The sequence below is a fragment of the Colwellia aquaemaris genome (assembly GCF_057548755.1).
Genome location: NZ_BAAJLV010000003.1, coordinates 493,845 through 518,568 on the forward strand (window position 1 = coordinate 493,845; position 24,724 = coordinate 518,568).

Annotated in this window: 29 protein-coding genes and 1 pseudogene; 22 read left to right on the forward strand and 8 right to left on the reverse strand. The window is 37.3% G+C overall.

Going from position 1 to position 24,724, the window contains the following annotated elements; genetic code table 11:
* Positions 1 to 9: 9 nt before the first annotated feature.
* Positions 10 to 1,257, reverse strand: coding sequence for an MFS transporter (locus AC27HL_RS11725; protein WP_487081177.1), 1,248 nt, complete (start codon positions 1,255 to 1,257; stop codon positions 10 to 12).
* 366 nt (positions 1,258 to 1,623) lie between these two features.
* Here AC27HL_RS11725 and AC27HL_RS11730 point away from each other — a divergent pair, with 366 nt between their 5' ends.
* From AC27HL_RS11730 to AC27HL_RS11740, 3 genes are all read left to right on the forward strand, one after another.
* Entirely contained in the window at positions 1,624 to 2,340 is a 717-nt protein-coding gene (locus tag AC27HL_RS11730) for a response regulator (RefSeq protein WP_487081178.1), read from the forward strand.
* Between the two features lie 78 nt (positions 2,341 to 2,418).
* On the forward strand, positions 2,419 to 3,711 hold the full coding sequence (locus AC27HL_RS11735) for an ATP-binding protein (protein WP_487081179.1): 1,293 nt from the start codon (positions 2,419 to 2,421) through the stop codon (positions 3,709 to 3,711).
* A 123-nt stretch (positions 3,712 to 3,834) separates the two neighbouring features.
* Positions 3,835 to 4,377: a VC2046/SO_2500 family protein gene (locus AC27HL_RS11740; RefSeq protein WP_487081180.1), complete on the forward strand. Its 543-nt coding sequence runs from the start codon at positions 3,835 to 3,837 to the stop codon at positions 4,375 to 4,377.
* On the opposite strand, the gene AC27HL_RS11745 is transcribed toward AC27HL_RS11740, so the two are convergent.
* Together AC27HL_RS11745 and AC27HL_RS11750 are read right to left on the reverse strand one after the other, a co-directional pair.
* Positions 4,374 to 4,862, reverse strand: coding sequence for a YchJ family protein (locus AC27HL_RS11745; protein WP_487081181.1), 489 nt, complete (start codon positions 4,860 to 4,862; stop codon positions 4,374 to 4,376). The two genes, AC27HL_RS11740 and AC27HL_RS11745, sit on opposite strands and share 4 nt — an antisense overlap.
* A gap of 127 nt (positions 4,863 to 4,989) precedes the next feature.
* Positions 4,990 to 5,460 (reverse strand): hypothetical protein, encoded by a 471-nt coding sequence (locus AC27HL_RS11750; protein WP_487081182.1) that lies wholly within the window; start codon positions 5,458 to 5,460, stop codon positions 4,990 to 4,992.
* A 134-nt stretch (positions 5,461 to 5,594) separates the two neighbouring features.
* Here AC27HL_RS11750 and AC27HL_RS11755 point away from each other — a divergent pair, with 134 nt between their 5' ends.
* The 11 genes and pseudogenes from AC27HL_RS11755 to AC27HL_RS11805 all read left to right on the forward strand — a co-directional run bounded on the left by AC27HL_RS11755 (position 5,595) and on the right by AC27HL_RS11805 (position 14,878).
* The gene (locus AC27HL_RS11755; RefSeq protein WP_487081183.1) at positions 5,595 to 5,789 is read left to right on the forward strand and encodes a hypothetical protein; all 195 of its coding nucleotides are present in this window, start codon (positions 5,595 to 5,597) and stop codon (positions 5,787 to 5,789) included.
* Between the two features lie 223 nt (positions 5,790 to 6,012).
* A complete protein-coding gene (locus tag AC27HL_RS11760; protein ID WP_487081184.1) occupies positions 6,013 to 6,714 on the forward strand; it encodes a thermostable hemolysin in 702 nt (233 codons plus the stop codon).
* On the forward strand, positions 6,711 to 8,267 hold the full coding sequence (locus AC27HL_RS11765) for an AMP-binding protein (RefSeq protein ID WP_487081185.1): 1,557 nt from the start codon (positions 6,711 to 6,713) through the stop codon (positions 8,265 to 8,267). The genes AC27HL_RS11760 and AC27HL_RS11765 overlap by 4 nt, the downstream gene beginning before the upstream one ends.
* Entirely contained in the window at positions 8,267 to 9,133 is an 867-nt protein-coding gene (locus AC27HL_RS11770; protein WP_487081186.1) for an SDR family oxidoreductase, read from the forward strand. Before AC27HL_RS11765 ends, AC27HL_RS11770 begins: the two co-directional genes overlap by 1 nt.
* A 67-nt stretch (positions 9,134 to 9,200) precedes the next feature.
* The gene (locus tag AC27HL_RS11775) at positions 9,201 to 9,899 is read left to right on the forward strand and encodes a hypothetical protein (RefSeq protein WP_487081187.1); all 699 of its coding nucleotides are present in this window, start codon (positions 9,201 to 9,203) and stop codon (positions 9,897 to 9,899) included.
* 170 nt (positions 9,900 to 10,069) lie between these two features.
* A complete protein-coding gene (locus tag AC27HL_RS11780; RefSeq protein ID WP_487081188.1) occupies positions 10,070 to 10,729 on the forward strand; it encodes a response regulator in 660 nt (219 codons plus the stop codon).
* Between the two features lie 3 nt (positions 10,730 to 10,732).
* The gene (locus tag AC27HL_RS11785) at positions 10,733 to 12,124 is read left to right on the forward strand and encodes an ATP-binding protein (RefSeq protein WP_487081189.1); all 1,392 of its coding nucleotides are present in this window, start codon (positions 10,733 to 10,735) and stop codon (positions 12,122 to 12,124) included.
* A pseudogene (locus tag AC27HL_RS11790) lies at positions 12,117 to 12,470 on the forward strand (cupredoxin domain-containing protein); the annotation flags it as partial. The gene AC27HL_RS11785 and the pseudogene AC27HL_RS11790, both read left to right, overlap by 8 nt.
* Before the next feature lie 70 nt (positions 12,471 to 12,540).
* Complete coding sequence (locus tag AC27HL_RS11795; protein ID WP_487081190.1) at positions 12,541 to 13,350, forward strand: FTR1 family protein; 810 nt, start codon at positions 12,541 to 12,543, stop codon at positions 13,348 to 13,350.
* Positions 13,350 to 14,081: a hypothetical protein gene (locus AC27HL_RS11800; RefSeq protein ID WP_487081191.1), complete on the forward strand. Its 732-nt coding sequence runs from the start codon at positions 13,350 to 13,352 to the stop codon at positions 14,079 to 14,081. The genes AC27HL_RS11795 and AC27HL_RS11800 overlap by 1 nt, the downstream gene beginning before the upstream one ends.
* Positions 14,081 to 14,878, forward strand: a complete 798-nt coding sequence (locus AC27HL_RS11805; protein WP_487081192.1) for a lipoprotein intramolecular transacylase Lit — start codon at positions 14,081 to 14,083, stop codon at positions 14,876 to 14,878. Before AC27HL_RS11800 ends, AC27HL_RS11805 begins: the two co-directional genes overlap by 1 nt.
* Here the strand turns inward: AC27HL_RS11805 and AC27HL_RS11810 are convergent.
* From AC27HL_RS11810 to AC27HL_RS11830, 5 genes are all read right to left on the reverse strand, one after another.
* Complete coding sequence (locus AC27HL_RS11810) at positions 14,858 to 15,244, reverse strand: lysozyme inhibitor LprI family protein (protein WP_487081193.1); 387 nt, start codon at positions 15,242 to 15,244, stop codon at positions 14,858 to 14,860. The two genes, AC27HL_RS11805 and AC27HL_RS11810, sit on opposite strands and share 21 nt — an antisense overlap.
* 47 nt (positions 15,245 to 15,291) lie before the next feature.
* Entirely contained in the window at positions 15,292 to 15,594 is a 303-nt protein-coding gene (locus tag AC27HL_RS11815; RefSeq protein WP_487081194.1) for a YciI family protein, read from the reverse strand.
* A 45-nt stretch (positions 15,595 to 15,639) separates the two neighbouring features.
* Positions 15,640 to 16,191, reverse strand: coding sequence for a septation protein A (locus tag AC27HL_RS11820; protein ID WP_487081195.1), 552 nt, complete (start codon positions 16,189 to 16,191; stop codon positions 15,640 to 15,642).
* 166 nt (positions 16,192 to 16,357) lie between these two features.
* A complete protein-coding gene (locus AC27HL_RS11825) occupies positions 16,358 to 17,578 on the reverse strand; it encodes a M24 family metallopeptidase (protein WP_487081196.1) in 1,221 nt (406 codons plus the stop codon).
* Positions 17,579 to 17,920: 342 nt separating this feature from the next.
* Positions 17,921 to 19,378, reverse strand: a complete 1,458-nt coding sequence (locus AC27HL_RS11830) for an NAD-dependent succinate-semialdehyde dehydrogenase (protein WP_487081197.1) — start codon at positions 19,376 to 19,378, stop codon at positions 17,921 to 17,923.
* Positions 19,379 to 19,569: 191 nt separating this feature from the next.
* Here AC27HL_RS11830 and AC27HL_RS11835 point away from each other — a divergent pair, with 191 nt between their 5' ends.
* The 8 genes from AC27HL_RS11835 to AC27HL_RS11870 all read left to right on the forward strand — a co-directional run bounded on the left by AC27HL_RS11835 (position 19,570) and on the right by AC27HL_RS11870 (position 24,720).
* Complete coding sequence (locus AC27HL_RS11835) at positions 19,570 to 20,784, forward strand: CaiB/BaiF CoA transferase family protein (protein ID WP_487081198.1); 1,215 nt, start codon at positions 19,570 to 19,572, stop codon at positions 20,782 to 20,784.
* Between the two features lie 91 nt (positions 20,785 to 20,875).
* A complete protein-coding gene (locus AC27HL_RS11840) occupies positions 20,876 to 21,325 on the forward strand; it encodes a GyrI-like domain-containing protein (protein WP_487081199.1) in 450 nt (149 codons plus the stop codon).
* Between the two features lie 108 nt (positions 21,326 to 21,433).
* Complete coding sequence (locus AC27HL_RS11845; protein ID WP_487081200.1) at positions 21,434 to 21,988, forward strand: hypothetical protein; 555 nt, start codon at positions 21,434 to 21,436, stop codon at positions 21,986 to 21,988.
* Between the two features lie 96 nt (positions 21,989 to 22,084).
* Positions 22,085 to 22,462 (forward strand): hypothetical protein, encoded by a 378-nt coding sequence (locus AC27HL_RS11850; RefSeq protein WP_487081201.1) that lies wholly within the window; start codon positions 22,085 to 22,087, stop codon positions 22,460 to 22,462.
* Between the two features lie 29 nt (positions 22,463 to 22,491).
* Positions 22,492 to 22,812 carry a cupin domain-containing protein gene (locus tag AC27HL_RS11855; RefSeq protein ID WP_487081202.1) on the forward strand — a complete coding sequence of 107 codons (321 nt, stop codon included), beginning with the start codon at positions 22,492 to 22,494 and terminating at the stop codon, positions 22,810 to 22,812.
* A 351-nt stretch (positions 22,813 to 23,163) separates the two neighbouring features.
* Positions 23,164 to 23,490 carry a TM2 domain-containing protein gene (locus AC27HL_RS11860; RefSeq protein ID WP_487081203.1) on the forward strand — a complete coding sequence of 109 codons (327 nt, stop codon included), beginning with the start codon at positions 23,164 to 23,166 and terminating at the stop codon, positions 23,488 to 23,490.
* Positions 23,491 to 23,516: 26 nt separating this feature from the next.
* The gene (locus AC27HL_RS11865; protein WP_487081204.1) at positions 23,517 to 23,675 is read left to right on the forward strand and encodes a DUF3012 domain-containing protein; all 159 of its coding nucleotides are present in this window, start codon (positions 23,517 to 23,519) and stop codon (positions 23,673 to 23,675) included.
* A gap of 154 nt (positions 23,676 to 23,829) precedes the next feature.
* Positions 23,830 to 24,720: a radical SAM protein gene (locus tag AC27HL_RS11870; protein ID WP_487081205.1), complete on the forward strand. Its 891-nt coding sequence runs from the start codon at positions 23,830 to 23,832 to the stop codon at positions 24,718 to 24,720.
* The last annotated feature ends 4 nt before the right edge of the window (positions 24,721 to 24,724 follow it).

Below are 24,724 nucleotides of genomic sequence, written 5' to 3' on the forward strand. Positions count from 1 at the left end.
AGCTTAACGTTAGTTTTTTTGGCTGAAGTGAAAATCAATCGCAGCAATAATAAGTAAAATAGCACCGAAAATTATTGCCCAATGGGCAGCTATGAGTGCGAGAAAACTACCAATAATTGCCATTACAACATTGGCTAGGCTAAACGTTGTAGTGATTAAACCCATCAGTTGCCCTTGTTCGATATCGGCGTATTGCTCTGATATATAAACGGGCAGTAAGCCATTAAAAATAGCAATAGCAATGCCTGTTATTGCATATATTGGCCAGACACTGTTGGTTGATAATATAGGGTGTAAACAAAACAGCACTGCCATAAGAGTCATGCCGATAATTGATCCTGCTTTCAGTCCAAAAATGAATTTTAGCTGTTTAACAAATAAGACACTGGTTATTGTCATGAACAATGTCAAAATCACGGTAATATAACCAATTGTAGCACTAGAGAAACCAAACTTTTCTACTAACCACACCGGGTAAAATTCGTAATAAGCGTTTAAGCCTAATGTCGCTAATAAGTAAATAATAAAAATACGTCTTATGCTTTTGTGGCTTAGTAGGGCAAACGAGTTTTGGCTTGAGAACAATGTGACAAATTTAACATCAACCGCTAATGTATCGAGTTGATCTGTTGGTAATATAGTACTAACACAAAATAAGGCGACGATAATTGTAGCGGCAGCGAAATAAAATATGCTGTCAAGACCATAAATTGCCAGTAAACCGCCGGCGAGAGGGCCTAATAGCCAACCTAAATAACCCGTAGCATTGACTAAATTAAAGGTATAGGTTTTATCAAGTGTCGGTGATAAGTCTACCGCTACCGCTTTAGCGATACTGATATTGCCAGAAAATACACCTGTAATAAATCTTGCTAAAAGAAACAGTAAAAAGTTTTCCGCTAAAATTGCGAACGCTGACAATATATAGCTTATCGCTGTCAGAATTAAGGTAACCACTAGGGTTTTCTTTCTACCATATACCCCAGACGCAGCGCCGATGACAGAACTACCCAAAATGACCCCTAATGGGTAAATAGCTAGAATGATACCAAGCAGTACTTTGCTGGGAATGTTTGCAAATGTGGTTAAGGCATTAACTTCGTTTAAAAATACTGGCGCTAACACCGGGTAAGGCAGTGCAATGCCTGCGCTACTAAACAGTACAACCAGCATAACGGCAAAAAGCGCTTTCTTAGCTTTTGATTCTTCCGCATTCTTTATGTGTTTATTAGTTTCAACAGTCTGAATATCACTCATTTTAATAGTGTAGCTTTTCTTTTACGTTTATTTAATAACCGCTATTTTCAAGCTTTTTAACAAGTAAGTAAAGTTTTTACTTTATATAATATGTATAGTGTCATTTATATTATTATTTTTGGATAAAAACTTACGAAAACTCAGTTTGTTAGCTAGTTTGTAATTAAGTGTAATTGACGAGTAATAAGTTGTACTATTGAGGTAACACCTTGTACATGGCGTTGTTAAATAACTATAAACATTTTAAGCTAACCAGCATAAAGTCATTCATACTTTCAATGGTTATTGCTTGTTGCCATTACATTGAATTGTAAAAATAGCCATGAAACCGCTGCATTGCCAGCATAATAAAGTAGGAGCAAGTTTATGTCAGATAGTAAATCATCAGTTAAGAAGATTTTACTCGTTGAGGACGACCGTCAGTTATCGGATTTAGTCTCTGAGTTTCTAGAAAGTGAAGGTTACCATGTTAAGCAAGAATTTAGAGGCGACTCAGTTGAGAAGCGCGTTGAGAAGTTTGCCCCTGACTTGATCATACTAGATATTATGTTGCCAGGTAAGGATGGCTTTGCGGTTTGTAAAGATCTACGTCCTGAATTTAAAGGCCCAATTTTAATGTTAACGGCAAAAGGTACTGATTTTGACCAAGTACTTGGGTTAGAAATTGGTGCTGATGATTATGTTATTAAGCCTGTAGAGCCTCGTGTTTTGCTTGCACGAGTAAATGCTTTACTCCGTCGAGGCCAGTTGCCAACCGATGGCAAAGAAAATGCTGAAATTGATTGCGGAAAATTACATATTAGCCGCGGTTCTCGTCAAGTTACTTTACATGATGAAAATATTGACTTAACTAGCCAAGAGTTTGATTTATTGTGGTTATTGGCTAGCCGAGCAGGTGAAGTACAAAATCGAGATTACATTTATAAAGCGGTTGTTGGCCGTGAATACGATGGAATGGATAGAAGTGTTGATGTGCGAATTTCTCGCTTACGTAAGAAACTTCATGATAGCAATGAAACGCCGTTTAGAATTAAAACCATTTGGGGACAAGGCTACCTATTTGTTCCTGATGCATGGAATTAGTCAGTAATTTTTCATCATTAACACAGGCAAATAGAGTCATTATTTGCCTGTAATTATTTTCTATTCTTAGGCGTTTTAATGAAACTTGGTCGCTCCTTTTTTAGCTTATATTTCTTGATAATATCTATCTTTATCGTGTTTTCTTGGATGCTCGATGAAGTTTGGAGCTCTTATCTTGAACAAGATATAGAGTCTTATACTGGTTATAAAAGTATGCTATTTGCACTTTCTAATTATTTAGAAAAGCATCCTAAAGACGAGTGGCAAGAAATTATTTCTGGTGCGGCTGAACAGTGGCAAATGCCATTAAAATTATTATCAGAACATGAGGTTAAACAACTCAATTATCCTGATCATGATGTTATTAGTGCAGAAAACACCCATATTTACTATGACAATGACGCAGTAGAAATACATCACCGAATCGAAAGTTCAAATGCGGTTATTGTTTTAGGTCCAGCGAAAATGCCAACTCGGCCACGTGCTGAAGCATTAGTAAGAGTTGTATTACTGGCAAGTTTGGCCTGCTTACTTTTCTTCTGGTTACGGCCATTATCTAGGGATCTAGATATATTGCGTAAAAGTGCCGTTGAATTTGGCCAAGATAGTTTTGATATTGCCATCCCTAAAGCCAAATCTACCATGACTGCTCCCATGTTTACTGCCTTTAATTCCATGGCGGGTCGTATAAAACGCTTGATTGAAGCACATAAAGAACTTTCTACAGCGGTTGCACATGAGCTGAGAACACCATTAGCTCGTTCTAAATTTGCGCTGCAAATGCTCGCTTGTACGGAAGATAAAGATAAGCAGGAAAAATATCGAACGGCCATTAGCCAAGATATTTGCGAGCTTGAGCAATTGATCAGTGAAATGCTTATTTATGCCAGTTTTGATAATGACAAGCCGGATCTTAATTTTACTCAGGAATCTGTACTCGATATTATTCAACAGCAAGTTGGAAATTATCAGCAATTTGAACAGAACTTTGTAATTAATAACCATATTGGCGATTGCAAAGTTGATGTTGACAGGCATTTTATTAGTAGGGCGCTTAACAATTACATTTCAAATGCAATTAAATATGGTAATGGCGAAATAGATATTACGGTTAAGCAAGATAATCAACATTGCCAAATTCATGTTACTGATAATGGCGAAGGTGTTTGTGACGACTTTAAATGCATTATTTTTGATGCCTTCTCTCGTGGTGATTTATCAAGAAACCGCGAAACGGGAGGCTTTGGCTTAGGGCTTGCTATTGTTTGTCGTATCATGGAATGGCATGGTGGCAGCGCTTCTGTTGTTGATGGAAAAAATGGCGGTGCATGTTTTATCTTGTCGTGGCCAATAAAGCACGCCTCCTCATAATGGTTAATTTATATACAATTCGTTGTAAATTATAAAGGAATTAAACTTTATTTATAATTTCGCCTAAAGTTAACTTCGCTCTTGCCGATACTTATTTTATCAACGGCAAATAAGTAGAAAATTTTGGCAGTAGACGCGTTATCAAATGACATTCTGACCCATGAGCTTCAATTAGGCGAGCAGCTTAATGAAAGTGTTCATTCGGCACGTCGTTCTGATTTTTCCTTATTACTGGCAATGCTCACCGATGATGTAAGGGCACATAGTCAGTTTAAATTACCTCGTTCGAAGTCTCCTGAAAAAATTACCTCTGCCAAATTGTTGCGTAAAGAGTTTCAATTGCCTGATGAAGCGCCACTAGCAATAGCAGATATTAGTGAATTATCTGCATTTGATCAGGCAAGTTTGGTTGAAAGTAAACAATTAGCGCAGCTACATTTACTGAATGCATTACAGCCAAAGCCACTTGCCTTTAGAGATGATGCCAAGCATATTGCCAGTGATATTTTAGCGAATACGAGTCTTTATTGTCAGCAGCAACATAGTGACAATAAACTCGAATCGCAACAATTTGATAACCAAAGAGCTGAATTTAATGCAAAAGCTTGGTTAGCGGCTGTTCAAACAACAATTGTAAAGTCACCGCTTATGGCAGCACATGCTTAAAAGTTTTTTGCACAGCATTGTTTAAATTTTTTCTTACTACCACAAAAACATGCTTCATTACGTTTAGGTTTACTTAATGCATCGCTTTCGGATACCTTGCCATCGAGGTAACGCCATTGCTTATCTTCGTAGATAAAATTTGAACATTCACGCATTTGCCAAATATCACCTTGGTATTGATAAAAGGCTGAAAATTCAACTTGAGCAAGTTCACTTTTTTCTAACTGAACATTAAAGTCGCTGCTCGAATGAATAATTAACTTTATCCATTTTGTTGCTGCTGCCCATTGGCTAATATCATCTATTGATTGCGACTTTCGACTTGTTTGTGCGTAGGTGTTGTAAATATATTCTGCTTGTTGAGTCGCATAGGCACTATAGCGTGAACGCATAAGTTGCTCTGGAGTACGTGGCGTTATTTTGTTTAGAATATACGGCTGGCAGCATAAATTAAAGGCTCGTTCTGAGCCGCACGGGCATAGCATAAATAGTTACTTTATTGACAAAAACAACAGTTTATCATATTTCACTATTGTACCTTTAATCTTTCCCTATCGATAATATAGCAAAACCTTACTCTCAATGTGAATTATGCTCTGATATGCAGGGGCATTAGTGCAGTTGCGCTGTATTTTGAGGCATCGTTTGTTGTACTAAAATACATTGTGTTTTTCCCTGTTCAGCATAAGTTGATAATTCTGCAATTTGTTTTTGATTAAATTCAGTTTTTGCAAGAATGATTGCTGAACAGTTACCTTTAAGTAAGGTATTTTTTATATGTATAAAGTTAACATTTACCTTGTTTGCGTTCACTTTTAATATTTTTGCAGGGTCAATTTTCCCCTCTGATGACAGTTGAACTAGTGGCTTGTCATCGGGGTTTATCATCAAGATCCATTTATTATCAGCGCAATGAGTTTGACAAATACTCAAGTAATTATCTGAAATATCACAGACATCTTTAACATTAACAATGTTACACCATTGGCGTTTATTTGCTGTGATGCTGGTTGACTTTGTAAGTGAATTTACTAGTAAGTTGTTGTTATTTAATTTTAAATTCAATTTATTAATATTCAACATAGGTATTACCTCGATATACTGTATGGATGTACAGTATATCGATTTTGATGCTATTTCAAGCATTTTTGATTTTATTTTTGTAAAAAATGAGACTTGGTCTATATTTTAAAATCAACAATAAAAAAGGAACCTCTGTGATGGAGCCGCAAGGAGCAATACAGTTAAGTGTAAAAGAAGTGAAAAGTGCATTAGACGATTTACAGTTAATTGTCGCCACAGACACTTGTTCACATGACGCTTTAAACAATCTGCGAAATGCACTTGCAGATATTAATGAAGAAGTTAATTTGCTAAGTAATGTTATGCAAATGAATATGTCATCAAAATAATTTTGCTCTATTAACCTATTTAAATAACCCAGTCTAAACAATATGCGTTCAACATAAGCTGTTGTCATACGCTTGCATACCTCTTTTTAAGCAGTTTTCTCAGGTTTGAACTTAGCTAATTTAATTTTCAAGATTTAAGGCAATTTCTTAAGTAAACGTTAAGAAAGCATTGTTATCTTTTCTCACAAGTCGACAAGAACACGATTAAATAAGGAAAGATGTCATGAATTTACAGCAAGAAAAACCAAGTTTGCAATCGTTAGCACTCGCTAATAATCGAACACCATCATTTCACTTATACGACATACATAACGTACAAAGGTCAAAAGCAGAAGCCGCGGTAAAAAAGATTTTTCGCTCAGCACATGGCGCCGATATTACCAGTTTTTTACCTTGTTTATTGACAGCTGAAATTAACCAGCGAATTGCTGCCGTCGTTGGCGTGCGCAGTGCGGTAAATCAACCTCTGTTCCTTGAACAATATTTAAATTTCCCTATTGAAACGGCCATTAAAAATATTAATGGCCTTGATATTTCAAGGACAAGCTTAGTTGAAATTGGCAACTTAGTGTCATGTAAAACAGGTGTCAGTCGACAATTATTTATTGTTCTAGCATTTGCTTTAGAGCGAGCGAATATTGAATGGGTGAGTTTTACCGCAACTAGTCAGGTTGAACAATTATTAGCAAAACTTTCCTTAATGCCTGTCGTGATAGGGCAGGCAAATGAGGAGTCATTAGTAAACGGTACTGACAATTGGGGAACTTATTATGTTGATAGTCCAAATGTATGCGTTGGTAATGTTTATAACGCCGTTTATGAATTAAGAAAATCAATGCGTATTCGGGAAATGGTAATGCAATTAACGCCAACTATTCACCGTTTAGCACGACAAATAATGCAACAGATCGAAGGTGAGTTATGAGAAAAGATTTAGATTTAGTCTGGTCTGGGCAAGCAGAACAGCCAATGTTGATTGGCGATAAAGAGCAAATTAATTACCTTGAGTTTAAAAAGCGTGTTGAGCAGTACAAGTCTTGTTTAGTTGATTACGCTGCAACTTCGGTAGCTTTATGTATGGATAATAGTATTGACTGGGTGTTAATTGATTTTGCGTGTCAGCAATTATCAATCACACTCTTGCCTTTACCTAGCTATTTTAGCATTGAGCAAATTAATCATAGCGTTATTACTGCTGGATGTGACTTGCTATTTATTGACAGTAAAATATCAGAGCAATTTATTAAGCAGTTTTCAGGGGCAGAATTATTAGTATACGGTAGTGATTTAACTGTTTATTCACTGCCATATGCAAGCTGTCTTAAAAGTAAAAAGTGCTTACCTGAACATACGGCAAAAATTACCTTTACATCTGGCACTACTGGCAATCCAAAAGGCGTTTGCTTAAGTACGGAACATCAATGGCAAGTAGCTGATAGCATTGCTCAGGGTGTTGAATTAAAAATGACTAAACACTTATGTGTTTTACCATTGGCAACATTATTGGAAAACATAGCAGGCGTTTATGCGCCGTTATTAAATGGGACGCCAATTGAGCTACCTTCGCTGGCTAATTTAGGTTTTAATGGCAGTTCGTCACTAGATTTTAGGCAGTTTGTTCGACAAATAAGTTTATCTTCACCGGCCAGCATTATTACAACACCTGAGCTACTAAAAGGGTTGATACAAGCGTGTCAAAATGGTTGGAAAATACCAACTACCTTAAGGTTTATCGCTGTAGGTGGTGCTCATATAGCGCCAGCGTTACTTAACATCGCGACAGATATAGGCTTACCTGTTTATCAAGGTTACGGTTTATCTGAATGTGGCTCTGTGGTGAGTTTAAATACTAGACAGAACAACCTTGCGGGAAGCGTTGGTCAGTCACTAAAGCATTTAAAACTTGACATTGAAAACGGCGAAGTTGTTGTAAATGGGCCTTTATTTCTAGGATATGCCGGCGAGAAGAGTTCATGGGGAAATACTCGTTATGCCACAGGCGATTTAGGCTATATCGACCAACAAGGTTTTTTGCACATTCAAGGGCGCAAGAAAAATACGTTAATTTCTAGTTTTGGCCGAAACATTAATCCCGAATGGATAGAAGCTTGTCTACAAGCTAAATCAGATATCAAGCAAGTGATTGTTTTTGGTGATGCAAAACCTTTTTGTTGTGCGGCGATCTACTTTGACAATGCTTCAACCAATGACCATGACGTTTCACAGCACATCAAGCGAGTAAATCAACAATTACCTGATTATGCACAAATAAAATCTTGGTTCCCGTTAACAGAGCAAATTAAAGCAAACTCAAATTTAATGACCGCAAATGGTCGTATTCGACGTCAGCTTGCAAGTGAATTTTTGTCAAAACAAATTGCAGCGCTATACCAGCGGCCAGTGAACGCTGAACTTTATGTAAACCCTCAAGGCTCGGATCAGAGCATTCAGCCCAAACTAAGCGTGGAGAATTTGTAATGAAAATTGAAGAAAGTACTGTTGTTATTACCGGGGCTACTGGTGGTATTGGTGCTGCGGTAGCGTTGCAGTTGTCAAACCTTGGCGCGAAATTAATTTTGGTTGCACGCAATATAGAGAGCTTAAAAGAATTACAGCAGCAACTATTAACAGAGTCAGGACAAGCGCATGAATACCTCAGCGCTGATATCACAACTAAACAAGGCAAAATTGATGTAATTAGTAAGGCGAAAGTTTGCCAAGCCAATATGCTAATAAATGCGGCTGGCGTAAGCGATTTTACACGCTTTGAAAATGTTACTGAACAATCGCTAAGCACAACCATGAATATTAATTTGTTAGCACCTATGATGCTCACACAGTTGTTCTTAGCCTGCGGCTCTAACGAGCAAGTTACGGCAAAATGTATTGTTAATGTGGGCTCGGCATTGGGCGCAATTGGGTTTCCCTGCTATAGCAGTTACTGTGCATCAAAATTTGGTCTTAGGGGCTTTTCTGAATCTTTACAGCGTGAATTGACTCACACCAAACATCGTATTCTTTATTTTGCCCCACGTGCAACAGCGACAAAAATCAACAGTGAAGCGGCAAATGAAATGAATTTCGCATTAGGCAATTCTGTGGATGCACCAGAAGCCGTTGCAACAGCATTAGTGCAGCAAATTTCCAAAGAAAAACTAAGAGTTACAGTAGGTTGGCCGGAACGATTGTTTGTACGCATTAATGGCTTTTTACCTGAATTAGTTGATAACGCGTTACGAAAAAATATTGAAAAAGTTAAACGTTTTGCAGGTTTATCACAACAGGAAAATAGCCGGCATTATGAAAAAGGAGTGGATGAATTTATAAATCACTATTTTGACTAATTTTAAGAATGATTAACTAAAAATGACAACTTAGGTTGCAGGACAAATACAATATTTGGAGTGAATTATGAGTGCGTATATTAAAATGAAGAAAAAATTTAAGTCAGCTAAAGTTAGCGTTAAACGAAGTATAGTAGTGGTTACTTTACTAGTGAGTAACTCACTATTTGCTCAGCCAATTGATATGATTCAGACACTAAGCGATGACTGGGCTCATGTTAATTTTGAGCTTGAAGGTGACGCGCAAGAAGCAGCATTTAGCAAACTGATAACGACAGTAAATAAATTAAAATCTAGTGCGCCTGAGCAAGCGGGTATTTGGACATGGAGTGGCATTATTAATTCAAGTTTTGCTGGTGCAAAAGGGGGCTTAGGAGCATTGTCGTATGCAAAACAAGCGAAAAAAGATTTTGAAAAAGCAATTGAACTTGACCCCAGCGCCTTGGCGGGCTCGGCATATACAAGCTTAGGGGTACTTTACCATAAGGTACCCGGTTGGCCGATAGCTTTTGGTGATGATGATGACGCAGAGCAGCTATTAAAAAAAGGTTTGAGTACTAACCCTGATGGTAAAATTTCAAACTTTTTTTACGGTGAGTTTTTATTTGATGAAGGAAAATACCAACTATCGAAAAAATACTTATTAATCGCAAAACAAGTACCACTGCGTCTTAACGCCCTAATTGCCGATAAGCATCGACAAGTGGAAATTGAAAATTTATTGGCAAAAGTAGAGAAAAAAATTGCTAAAAAAGGCAAACGTTAAAACAACTGTTTCTTGCCTAGGCAATTAATATTGCCCTTGTTGGCGAATGAGTAAATAAACTAAATTGTCAGATATTTTCAGGCAATTTAGTTTAAAATCATGTTGATAAGGTACAATCGAAAAAAAACACTTGAGTTTGCTTTTATATATATAAGGTAAAATATAGCTTTATGAGAATTTTATTAGTGGAAGATGATTTACCACTGGCACAGGCATTACAGCAATCTTTGCGACATGAAGGCTTTGTTGTAAATCATGTCGGGAATGGCAAAGACGCCCTAACTGCGTTAACAGTTCCTGATCATGATATGGTTATTTTAGATCTCGGTCTTCCTGATATTGACGGCTTAATGGTTTTAAAAAAATTGCGTGCTAAAAAGCAAACCACGCCTGTGATTATTCTTACCGCCAGAGATACTATAGAGCAACGAGTTCAAGGGCTTGACTTTGGTGCTGATGATTATTTAGTTAAACCTTTTGATATTAATGAGTTACTTGCTCGTCTTAGAGTCATAGAGCGCCGATTGGGCACTGCTGATAGCGCCATTATTTCCATAGCGGCTGTGAAACTTGATAGTACTGCACATAAAGTGTTTGTTGGTGAAGCTGAGCTCAGCTGTTCAAAAAAGGAGTATATGGTACTGAAAGCCTTGATGGAAAATGCCGGTAGGATCCAATCCCGTGAGCAAATAGAGTCTCGCTTGTATGATTGGGGGGAAGAGGTGATTAGCAATGCTGTTGAAGTTCATATCCATAATTTACGTAAAAAATTACCGACGAAGTTTATTCAAACAGTGCGTGGTGTTGGTTACACCATAAATAAAGGTTAATTGATGTCGATTCGTCGTTATTTAGTACTGATATTGTTGTCGATTATCACCTTAGTGATATTCGTTTCCGCCATTCAAGGTTACAAAACCAGTATGAGTAAAGCGGAAAGTTTATTTGATAAAGAATTAGTATCCTTGACACAGGTACTAACTGCTGTAGCACTTCCTAACGGCGTTATTAGTCAACAAAAAAGTGCTAATTTTGCTTATCAGCTGATACAAGATAGCCAAGTGTTGTCGCGAACTAGTAATGCTCCGTCGGCGATGATCAATGAATTGGCTAGTGGATTTCGAGAAACAAATTTTTTAGGTAAACGCTGGCGTACCTACACCTCAAAAGTAAACAATGGTTTAGGTGCAAATATCTGGTTTATCATTGCGCAACCAATAAAAAAACGATTTGATCTTGCTGAAGATATCATTTTATCAGCGGTGACTCCTATTATTGTTGTTATGCCATTGTTAGCGCTCATTATTTCGCTAGCTGTACGTCAGGGCTTGCGTCCACTAACATTTTTAACTCGCGCCTTAAAAAATAAGAAAGCAAATGATTTAACTCAACTAGCCCGGAGTGATATTAAAGAGTTAGCGCCGGTAACTGATACTTTAAATGAATTGTTTTTACGCCTTTCTTTAGCATTTGAGCGAGAAAAGCATTTTGCATCGGATGCAGCACACGAACTAAGAACTCCGTTAAGTGTACTAAAAATTAATGTGCACAACTTACAGCAGAATTACCTAGCTATTTCCGAAGTTATTGGCAACGAAAATTTAAAGAAATTAGATAAAGAATTATCTTTTGAGCAACTTCAGCAAAGCGTAGAAAGAATGGCTCATGTGGTTGATCAAATATTAACTTTAAATAGAACTAACCCTGAGCAAATATTAGCTGAAAGTGAACAGCTTAATTTACAACAGTTATTGCAAGAATGTATTAGTGATCTTTACCCTGATATCGCAGCTCGTGGCCATGATATAGAATTGAATAGCGAATCGACAACAATACGAGGCAATCGATTTGCTATTGGGATACTATTAAAAAACTTAATAGGTAATGCCGCCAAATATACGCCTAACAACGGAGAAATTAGAATCAGCTGTACTGAGCGTGACAACTTGGTGCAATTGCGCATTGAAGACTCTGGTCCAGGTATTGCCGCAACAGAATATTCCCGAGTATTTGATAGGTTTTACCGAGTCGGAGGGGATAGCCACAGTTCAAAAGTATTTGGTTGTGGTTTAGGTTTGTCGATTGTTAAACATATTGTAGAATTACACCACGCTGAAATCAGTTTATCGACCTCACCATTATTATCAGGATTATGCGCTCAAGTGACATTTTTTAAGGATAAAAATAACCACACAACAAATCCACACGGAGCAAAGTATGGCTAAGGCTATTAATACCGTGCTGTTATTGTTTTCATTTTACGTGTTAACGGCTGAAGCGAAGCGGCCAGAATATGAAATAGAGCTAAAAGATCATTTATTTTATCCAACAGAACTGGAAATTCCTGAGAATACTAAGGTGAAGTTGATTATTTATAATCGTGATCAAACGCCTGAAGAATTTGATAGCTTTGATCTTAATCGAGAAAAAGTTATATACCCTAATAAACGTTCTGTGATTTTTATTGGCCCGTTGCCTTCAGGACGTTATGACTTTTTTGGTGAATATAACCCAAACAGCGCCAGAGGTACCATTATTGTAGTACCTAAAACCAATAAAGCTGCGGCCAATATCTACTCAGTAGCAAAAGAAGAACTGCTATTCGTGAGTCAAAATAACCAACAAGATAGCGAGGTGCTGTATGTTGATTAATACCGTTATTTTGTTTCTACGAGACGCACTACCTATTTTTGTGGCAATCATTCTTTTGTTATCACTATTGCAAAAGCAAGCCATTCAATACTCTTGGATTTATTACGCCGTTTCAGTCGGAGTCGGCTTAAGTTTCATCTTGTTATTATTTGGTGATGAATTGTCTCGTTCACTTGATGATACGGGGAGGGAGTGGTTTTATGCTGGGCTTTACCTTGTTTGCTACAGTTTATCGTTATTAATATTAGGGCAAAAGTTTATACACCAATACACAGCAGCCGATGTTCAGCGACAAATAACTAAATATAGCGCCATAGCACTTATTGCTATTGTGTTTATGTTAAATGGCGGAAATTTTTTAATCTATATCACAGGATTTTGGCATCAAAGTAATGCCTCTAATGTATTAACAACAGGTGTAGTGTTAGGCATTGGCATTTGCGCAAGTATTGCGGTTTTATTGTATTTTTTGATTGATTTCATCAAACCTTACTACCAACTGTTTGCTGAAGTATTATTGGCATTTTTTAGCACTGGCTTATTAATGCAAGCTAGCAATTTATTATTGCAGATAGATGTTGTCTCAAGTGGCAATATGCTTTGGGATTCCAATGATATTGTCATTGAGAACTCAGAGTTTGGGCACCTATTTACGGCATTTTTCGGTTACGATGCCACACCAACCTTTATGCAAGTAGGTGTTTATTTAAGTGCAATTTTCTTGGCGCTATCTGTCACTATTTACGCAACAAAAACAAAAGTAACAGACAAAGAAAAAATTATTCAGGAGGCTTTGTAATGAGCTATCGTATTTTTACAAGGCAATTTGCGCTACTTCTTCATAGCGCCCTTATTATCTATTTATTGATTGCAGCTAAACTTGTGCTGGCAGATGGCGTGGTTGTTGATAAAGTTTATCATCCATATGTTTTACCTGATGAAACCGAGTTTGAGTGGCGATTATTGTCACATCAAAATGATGCGGGCAATAGCCTAGGACAACGTTTTGCTTACGGGCAGTCTTTAACTGATCATTTTATGGTTGAAGTTTATTTAGTTGGTGAACGAGATGCTAGTGGTGATTTTGGCTTATCGGCGTATGAAATTGAAACACGCTGGATGGCGACTGAACAAGGCGAGTACTGGGCTGACTGGGGCATGTTGTTTGAGGTAGAAAAAGAACATAAGCTTGATATTTGGGAAGTAACGACCGGAGTACTGTTTGAAAAAGAATTTGGGCGCACCAGTTTAGCGCTAAATGCATTTTTAATTTATGAAGGGGGGAGTGATATTAAAAATGAATTTGAAACAGAATTTCGTTTGCAATACCGCTACCGCTGGATACCACAAATTCAACCTGCTATTGAAATTTATACCGGTGAAGATTATACCGGCATAGGCCCAGCTTTTATGGGCATACAGCGCTTTAGTGGTCAAAAACAGTTAAAGTGGGAAGCTGGTTTTATTACCGGTTTAAATGGTGATAGTAAAGATCATGTATTGCGTGTAGCAATAGAATATGAGTTTTAATGCATAAAATGACTTTATTTTTGGTATGTCGCCAATTGCTCTGGCTAACTTTTTCATTATCCTTATTGATATTTTCTGCGGGAGTAAGTTGGCAGCTCAGTAAATCGGCAAACTTTTTTTATGATGTTTGGTATCAAACCCTAGACATTAATGATGTTGTTGTAAAACACGTTCCTAAGAACACTCAAGGTAAACGAGATTTTCCACGTAATGATACCTCATTACATAGCCAAAAATTTGCTGATATCGTTGGTGCCATTCATCAACAAGGTGATGGTTTAACGACTATCTCTTATGTAAATAAACAGGGCTTGTCACAAAAATTGCTAACAAAAAGTGAAGTGCAACATTTACAAGATGTTGCCAACTTAATTGACAGTTTAAAAACACTTTGGTGGTTAAACTTATTGTTATTGATTGCATTTATTTACTTTTATTGTGCTAAATGCGTATTGCAGAGTCGTTATAAAGCGCTGGCGATTATTTTGCGTATTCCAAATGTTAAGCAAAAATTGTTTGCTATAACTGTGCTGGCGCTATTGATTGTTATTAGTTTTATAAGTTGGGGCTTTACGGAAATTTTTTATTATTTACATACCGTGGTTTTTCCCGAAAATCATCAATGGTTTTTTTATTATAATGATTCTTTAATGGCAACGCTTATGAAAGCACCTGATATATTCGCTGCCATTGCAATACAGTTGACCTTTATTACTTTAATAGTGGCAGCGTTTATGGACATGTTCATTACACGCTTTCAGGCACGAAATAAGCCTTTATTTACTCAGACTGGTTAATTCGTTAATTCTATCTTGAGTTAGGGTGATATAGCACTTTTTGAACGCTGCTGCCGCACCTGTCCCCGGAGAAATGGCTAAATATTGCCAACGACAATTATTTTCACGATAAGTAATAAAGTTACGTTGTGAACGCTTAAACATATTTAATGCTGCTTGACGTCCGGTAACCTTGGCTAATTCTTCTAAAGTAAAGGTTTGATTGTTTACCCAAGTTTGTAGCTCACGGTCTTTGTGTTTTCTTACGCCATCTAAGCATTTTGAAAACTCTTCTGTGGTGGTCATTTTAGCTTCACACAATGTCACTGTGTTTTTGGCAATGCTGGAGTAAGAAAATGCAAGCAAACAAAGAATAAAATATTTCATAGGGTTATTTTTAATCACTTTAAATACTAATATTGGCAGATAAAAACTTAGGCTGGTAGTACTTTTTTATAGGGTTTTACCGTCACATTTTTATATACACCAGCGGCAATGTAAGGGTCTTGTTCTGCCCATGCTTTAGCGTCAGTTAAGCTATTAAATTCTGCAATAATCAGTGAGCCAGTAAAGCCGGCATCGCCTGGGTTTTCACTATCAATTGCTGGGCAAGGGCCTGCAACTAACAACTTGCCTTGGCTTTGCAATACTTTTAAGCGTTCAAGGTGCTTTTCACGAACGCTCATACGTAGTGATAAACTATTTTCTACATCTTCACTGTAAATTAAATAAAACATCGGCTTCCTAAATTCTTTTTATTGCTGATAAAAGTGTGCGAAAAACTACTCTTTCTTTTCTTGCTCTTGGTCGTCGGGCATATATTTGTATAACGACATAACTGAACCTATGGCGAATACAAAGGTTAAGCCAGTTAAGCCAAACACTTTAAAGTTAACCCAAGTTTCAAGGCTAAAATTAAACGCTATGTACCAGTTAAGTATACCGCAGGTGGCAAAAAATATTGCCCAAGATAAGTTTAACTTATTCCAAATATTCTCAGGTAGAGTTATTGCTTCCCCCAAAAATTGCTTAATAATATTTTTATTGAATATTTTTTGGCTGATTATAAGTGCAATTGCAAAAATGCCATTAATAATCGTTACTTTCCACTTTAAAAAGGCGTCGTCATGCAAAAATATGGTGAGGCCACCAAATATTGCAATTAAAGCAAAGAATATTAAATTTCGCTTAGGAACTGGTTTTTTCTGGATCAGGTAATAAGCAATTTGTATGGCTGACGTTACTATTAATGAACCTGTTGCCCAATAAATATCAGCAAATTTATAGAAAACGAAGAAAATAATTAACGGAATATACTCTAAAATGGCGTGCATAGCTTTTAAATCAAAAATTATAGTAGTTGGATTCTATCCAAAGCCACGCCATAGGCCAAACTATTTTAGTGTGTAAAATGTAATAGTTTTTAATAAGCCAGCATTAAATCGTATTTCAATGCTGGCTTATATACAGAATAGCGTGGAAAATGGCCGAATATAAAGCTTAGTTTTGATTATAACCAAACGGATCGTCAATAGAATAAGATGGCTCGGTAAACCATTTAGCCCCTGTTGCTGTCATATAGAAATGATCTTCCAAACGAACACCAAACTCGCCCGGTAGCACTAACATGGGCTCATTAGAAAAACACATACCTTTTGCTAATGGTGTTCTATCGCTGCGCACTAAGTAAGGCCACTCGTGAATGTCTAAGCCGATACCGTGTCCTGTTCTGTGCGGGCAACCTGGAGTTTCATAATCTGGCCCCATATTTTGGCTTGCTAGGTATTCTCTTGCTGCAACATCAACGTCACCACAGGCAACACCAATATTAGCGGCATCAAAAGCTGCTTTTTGTGCTAACTTTTCCACTAGCCACATTTCACGCTGACGCTGATTGGGCTCACCGAAAACATAAGTGCGGGTAATATCAGAGTTATATCCTTCAACCTGACAACCAGTATCAATTAAAACAATATCATTTTCTTCAAGTACTTTCGGTGATTTTACCCCGTGTGGGTAAGAAGAGTCTTCACCAAACAGAACAATACAAAAATATGAGCCAGCCGCAGCGCCAACTTTACGATGTGCTTGGTCAATAAAGTGGCTAACTTCTTGAGTCGTAATACCCGCATAAAGAATACGAGCTACGGCTTTATGTACTGCCATAGTCATATCTTTAGCTTGTTGTAATAGGGCGATTTCATGATCAGATTTTTCAGCACGGCATCCTGCGGTTACAACTTTTGCATCAATGAGTGTAAATTCAGGTGCGACTTTTTTAATGCCGTCTGCAATAAAAAAAGCAGTTGATTCATCAATAGCAATTTGACCATCTTTAATATTAAGCTCAGCAAGGGTTTGTTTAAATAACTGATATGGGCTTTCATGTTCTTGCCAGCCTTTGATATCTCCTTTTATCGACATGTATTGGTTTAGGGTATTAACTTCAAAAAAAGGTGCAATATATTTAATTTCACCTTGTTGTGGGATGATAGCTCCTACCATACGTTCGCTTGCGTACCAGCGTGTGCCGGTAAAGTAATATAAATTGGTACCTGCGTTGATATAAGTAGCCGCTATATTGTTCTTGGTCATTATAGCTTGGGCTTTAGCAATACGCTGTTCAAACTCAGCTTCAGTAATTGGCTGAACGTTTTTTGTCATGTCTGTTAATTTATCGAGTTCTTGCTTTGCGGTAGAGCCGCCGACACCTATAGTCATAGTAGTACCTTGCTAAATTTAAAATTAGTTATGTATATTTTATACAAAACTAGCATAAAAGTAATCTAATAAATCAGCTTAACTTTATATATCTTATCTAAAAATGACGAAATTTATTACCGTACGCAAAGTTAAGCTTTTTCTTCTTGTGCTCACATCTTGTTATTAAGAAGATCACCAATAGTAAAAGAATCAAGGTGATGCAAGAGAAATAGTGATTAGAGCATATGCTATGCTGATGAATAATAGTGCCTAACCAAGACAGTTTTTAGAAATTGCGGACAAGTCATTATCAAGCAGCCAAATGTTAAAACAGTGGCTGCTTTTATTGCAAGACCACTATCAGTTATTAATACCGCCCATACAGAGGTATTTAATTTCTAGGTAGTCATCTAAGCCATATTTAGATCCTTCACGGCCATTTCCTGATTGTTTTATGCCACCAAAAGGTGCTGACACATTAGAAATAATACTTTCGTTAATACCAATCATACCGTATTCCAAAGCTTCTGATACGCGCCAAACTCTACCAATATCGCGTGCATAGAAATAGGCTGCTAAACCATACTCAGTATCATTTGCCATAGTAATGGCGTCTGCTTCATTATCGAATGCAATAATTGGTGAAACTGGACCAAATATTTCGTTACTTGCAATTGGCATATCTGAGGTAACTTTAGTTAAAATTGTCGGCTGATAAAAGTGGCTACCCGCTAGATGGCGCGAGCCACCTGTATGGAGTTCTGCGCCTAGTTCAAGAGATGCTTTTACTAGTTTATCTACACCGTCGACCGCTTCACTTGAAATCATTGGCCCAATTTGCGTGTTGTCATCCATACCATCACCTACTTGTAACGCGTTAACGGCTGCTGAAAACTTTTCAGTGAAATTGGCAAGGATATTTTTTTGCACGAAAATTCGATTTGTACATACGCAGGTTTGCCCAGCATTTCGATATTTAGAAATGATGGCACCCTTGACAGCTTCATCAATGTCCGCATCGTCAAATACGATAAATGGAGCATTACCGCCTAATTCCATGGAGACTTTTTTAACGGTTGAGGCACATTGTTTAATTAAGGTTTTACCTACGGCGGTTGAACCAGTAAAGGTAAATTTCGCGATATCAGGGTGTGTTGTTAATACCTGACCTATGCCAACAGCATCTTCACCAATAATAACATTGAATACACCAGCAGGAATTCCGGCGCGCTGTGCAAGTTCTGCAATGGCTAATGCTGAGAAAGGTGTTTGTGTTGCAGGCCTTACAATAAATGTACAACCTGCTGCTAATGCGGCCGCAGCTTTACGGGTGATCATCGCATTGGGAAAATTCCAAGGCGTTATTGAGGCAACAACACCGACAGCTTGCTTGATAACAAGAACTTTTTGATTCGACGATAAACTAGGAATAGTATCGCCGTATACACGTTTTCCTTCCTCAGCAAACCATTCAATAAAGCCAGCACCATAGGCAATTTCTCCTCTCGCTTCTGCTAACGGTTTACCTTGCTCAAGCGTTAACATACGCGCCAAATCTTCTTGATGTTCCATCATCAAGTTATACCAATTACGTAGCAGATGGGCACGTTGTTGGGCCGGCATTAAAGACCACGTTTTAAAGGCTTTCTTTGCCGCCTTTACCGCAAAATGTGCATCATCTATCGTTGCATCACAAACTTGCCCTAGAATGTCACCTGTTGCAGGGTTAGTGACATTAAAGCTGGTATTACTGGTTTGCCAATTGCCGTCAATATACGAGGCATTTTTAATTAAATTTTTGTCTTTTATAGTATGCAAAATATGTCCTTAATCATTTTTTAGGAAGCCATGAAAAGTACTTTGTTTTAAATATGGCAATGATGATAGATAAGTGCCGCTTATATTGACTTTAAAGCTGTTTTATCTGTTGCTGATAAATTATCATAATTACTACGCTGGCATCATAATTATTATTCATATGGTATACAATATAAAATTAAAGGTTTGTAATGTCTGAAGCATTAAAAGGAATTAAGGTCGTTGATTTGAGCCGGATTCTCGCAGGGCCATGGGCATCGCAAATGTTAGCTGATATGGGGGCGGAAGTCTTTAAAGTTGAACGGCCGAAAAAAGGGGATGATACGCGCCATTGGGGCCCGCCATTTATTAAGCCAGCGCAAGATCAAGAGCCTGCACAAGCAGCCTACTATCACAGCGCTAACCGTAACAAAAAGTCTATTGCCATTGATATTAGCCAGCCAAAAGGGCAGCAAGTGATCAAAGATATGATCGCCAAAGCTGATGTTTTAATTGAAAACTACAAAGTTGGAAGCTTGGAAAAGTATGGCTTAGCTTACCAACAAGTTAAGAAAATAAACCCCAAATTGGTTTACTGCTCGATTACGGGTTTTGGACAACACGGCCCATATGCACAGAAGGCTGGGTACGATGCGATGATCCAAGGCGAAGGTGGCTTAATGAGCCTAACAGGAGAGCCCTATGGTGAGCCAATGAAAGTTGGAGTTGCCGTTGTTGATGTTATGACTGGACTATACAGCGCTAATGCTATTCTTGCTGCATTGCTTGCGCGAACACATACGGGCAAAGGTCAACATGTTGATATTGCCTTGTTAGACGTGCAAGTCGCGACCTTGGCCAATCAAGGGATGAATTATTTAGCGACAGGTAATAACCCGACACGTTTAGGCAATGGTCATCCCAATATTGTGCCTTATCAAACCTTTGCAACGAATGATGGTAGCTTAATATTGGCGATTGGTAATGATCAGCAATTTGAAAAGTTTTGCATTGCAGCAGATTGTCATGAACTTGCCCTAAACCATTTATACCAAACCAACCAGCAAAGGGTGGAAAATAGAGCATTGTTAATCCCAATATTAGCTAAAATTATTGCATTAAAAAGTACGGCTAATTGGGTTGAGTTATTAGAAAAAATTTCTGTGCCTTGTGGGCCTGTTAATACACTTGAGCAAGTTTTTAATCACCCGCAAATACAGCATCGTAATATGGTTAAAGAAGTGGAGGACAAAGATGGCGTTATGATTAAAACGATTGCATCGCCAATTAACCTTTCTGATACACCACTACAATATAAGCACGCTGCGCCAAATATTGGTGAACATAGCCATAAGGTTTTGTCTGAATTTTTGCAATATGATGATAATAAAGTAAAAAGTCTAGTGAATGAAAAAATCGTAGAATGATTTTTATAAGGTCAAAATTGGTTTAAGATTATTTTGTATATTGATTTTACTTTAATTATGGTATTCAAAGTCACTTAACAAGGAGAGTTAAATGTATTTAAAGGAAATTGAAAGTTTTACCTTATCAGGCATATCGGTTCGAACGTCAAATCAAAATGAGATGAATCCAGCTACCGCCAAAATTGGCGATCTTTGGGGTACGTTTTATAGTGAGTTTGGCAAAAGGCTAACAGAAAATTCAAATGTTTACGGGGTTTATACCGATTACGAGTCAGATTTTAGTGGCCGATATAATGTGTATGCGGCCTCAGACATTTTTGCGGAATATAGCGATCTTAGTCAAATTAACATTGTCGCTGGCGAGTATTTAGTCTTTTCAGCACACGGAGAAGTTCCTCATGTTGTCATTGACTTATGGGGACATATTTGGGAGCACTTTAGTAATAAAGACTTAGCTTATGAAAGAGCATACACGACAGACTTTGAACATTTTAAAAAGCCAACAGCAGTTGATATTTATATTGCTATAAAGAACAAATAGAGGTTACGCCTGTTAAGTGCGCTTGCATTACTAACATTTTCTATTCTACCTTTTTATAAATATCGATTATATTAAGTTATTACAAATGCATAGCAAAAAGGATCTTCTATGGCTAATAGTGACTTAATTAAAGCTTCTTACGAAGCGGCACGAGCCGAAATTAATGTTCGTTTACGTATTCGAAGTCAAACCATTGCGTTCTACCTTGCAGCTTCAGGCGTTTTACTTGGTTTTATTGTTAAAGGTGTGTTGCCAGATGGTGTTGTAGTACTTGTCTCACTATTTGCCTTAGCAGGCTGTTTGATGATCACACATCACAACATATGCATTGCACAAGCTTCATTATTTTGTGGTACCGAGCTGAAAGCACAGTTTAATGGTATTCCTATGTGGAATAATTGTGCCGCAAGTGTAAGAGAAGCATTTTGGCGGCGGCAATTACGCTTTTACAGCCAAATGCTGATTCTACTTTTCCCGCCTATTTTGGCTTTTATTTTTCAGTTTTATCAATCTAAATGCACAAGTGTGATCAAGTTTATGCTGCAGTTTGCTAATATATCGGCCATTGTGATTATTCTAGTTGTTACACTTATTTTGTTTTTATCAAAACGTTACCGTAAGGAAATGTTTTCTAAGTCAAGTGACTATTGTATTAGCGAGTAACATCAAATGTGGCATTTAATTAACAGTATTTGTTGCTATGAACCACAATAATTTATATAACTCATATACATAGAGTTAGGTGATGGAATTAAAGTTATGAATAAAATAACGTTTACTTTGGCTGTAACGCTGATTATTTGCGGTAATTCTTTAGCTATTGCAGACACTCCTCAGCACGGCGCTTTTAAAAACAATAGCACAACACAGGTGTGGCATAGTACAAAGAATACTTGGATAACACCTGAACAATTCTGGTTAGATTTTGCCAATTCAAGAGGTGGTTTAACTTGGCCACAAAGTCGCGAGTATCCACCTTTCAGTGTGGTAAATGAGCATGACACCTTTATGGTTGAACTTGACTCAGGAATTTGCTTAATGGAATTTTTCCATTCTCGTTGGCGCCGAGCTAATGATGTTAGGCGCTGGGATGATAAATTTAATAGCTACAGTGGTTGTGAAAAGGTCTTTGATTAACTGTAAATACTAATTTTTTCGGAGTTTATATGCCAGGCCAGTATCCTAATAAAATAAAACAGCTACCTGTATATGACGGTAGGTTTGACGCTTTTAAACTTGCTGCAGAGGGCAGTGATGTTTTGTTTGCTTCTTATCCTGCGGGTACTAAAATTTCTACTCATAGTCATAACACAGACAACCACGGAATAATAACACGTGGCGAGTTAATTCTAACTATGGCAGGTAAGACCCAACGTATAAAAGTAGGCCAGTGGTATCATGTACCAGCTCAAGTTGAACATAGCGCTTTGTTTGAAGAAGAAACAGATGAAATAGAGTTTTGGTTTCATCAAAGCTGTGAATGTTAACCTACGGTGAATTACTGATAAATAAATGACCAATGCAAAAGTTCAAAACAATAAATCGTTTAGCCAATACTTTTTATTATTGATCATTGGCTATCACGCTTTTTGGTATGTTACATTTTCATTCATCTTTCGTTACCAATTTGCCGTGAAATATGCGAATAATATTGCGTTTGGTAAACTAATTGGTGAATTATTTTTATATACTGTATTTGTTTTGTATGTCGTTTTTTTAATAAAACATTTAATAAAGTATCGAAATCTTGCTTAGCTTGCGTAGCACTTTCATTGTCGGTATTTACCGCCTACGCGAGTTTAAAATATATTTAGTTAGTGTTTAAACAAGGAATAAATATGAATTCAACGGTTTTTTGTCGTTATTGCGGTGATCATATTAGTGACAGCGCAAATGAATGCGAACATTGTGGCTCAGAGCAACATTTACCCAGTGCGTTTGGTGGTGTGGCAAGTAAAAATGCGCAAGGTGTGTTTGCTTTTATTTATTGCTTACTCCTTGGTGTATTTGGAGTACACCGTTTTGTTTATGGTCGAAAACGCAGTGGCTTCTTTATGTTGTTTACCTTAGGCGGGGTCGGTATTTGGTGGTTGGCTGACTTAATTACAATACTTGCTGGCCGTTTTGAAGATGCTAATGGTAATATATTAAGTCCAATTTTTTAGTTAAAAGTTATTTAAAAGGGAAACAAATGAAAAAGTTATCGTTGGTTGTATTATCTATTTTGCTTGTCACTGCATGTGCTCCAGAAGTAGGTAGTGAAGAGTGGTGTACACAGTTGAAAGAAAAGCCAAAAGGTGATTGGACAGCAACTGAAGCTAAAGACTTTACCAAGCATTGTATTTTTTAAATAGTTTACCAAGTTTAATGGCCGATATATCATTTGGTATATCGGTTTTTTTATTTCTCGATTAAGAATATGATGGTTATTATTCTTGGCTTGGTATTGGCACCTTTATATAATGTTCTAAAACACCAACATCCTGCTTTGGAATTCCTTCTTTATGTACCCGCTAAATTATATTGAGCCCGTTTTTAGACCACCGAGCGAGTGGAAAAGTCTTATTTTGCAAGTTACAAATGGTTGTTCTTGGAATAAGTGCACTTTTTGCGATATGTATACCAGTGAAAGCAAAAAGTTTAAACCTAAAAAAACAGAGAAAATAGAGCAAGAATTACTATCCATTGTTAATAGCAACTTACCAGTAGGACGTGTCTTTCTAGCTGATGGTGATGCCATGATGCTGCCATTTAATCGCTTGAAAGAAATACTCTTACTAATAAAGCAGTATCTTCCACAAGTGACTCGTGTTTCTAGTTATTGTTTGCCTCGAAACTTAGGTAATAAAACGGTTGAGCAATTAAGTCAATTACGTGAACTCGGCTTAACATTGATGTACGTGGGTTGCGAGAGTGGTGACGACGAAGTGCTTGAGTTGATAGAAAAAGGTGAAAGTTACCAGTCATCTTTGGCGGCATTAACGAAAATAAAACAAGCAGGGATGAAGTCATCGGTTATGATTTTAAATGGCTTAGGTGGGCCAGAATTTTCTGAGCAGCATGCGTTAAATTCGGCAAAGTTGATGAATGAAGCACAACCGGATTTTCTCTCGACGTTGGTGGTATCGTTTCCTTTAGGTGAAGAACGTTTTGCTAGAAATTTTAATGGTCGATTTCGTCAATTAAATCAGCAAGAGTTATTTCAAGAAATGTCTACCTTGTTACAGGCATTGGAATTAAATAAAACAATATTTCGCTCGGATCATGCTTCAAACTATTTAGTACTCAAAGGAATTTTAGGAAAAGATAAAAAACAGTTGCTTGAGAAGGTGAATATGGCTTTAACCCACCCCGAGCAGATATCACTTAGGCAAGAATGGCAACGAGGCTTATAGCCTA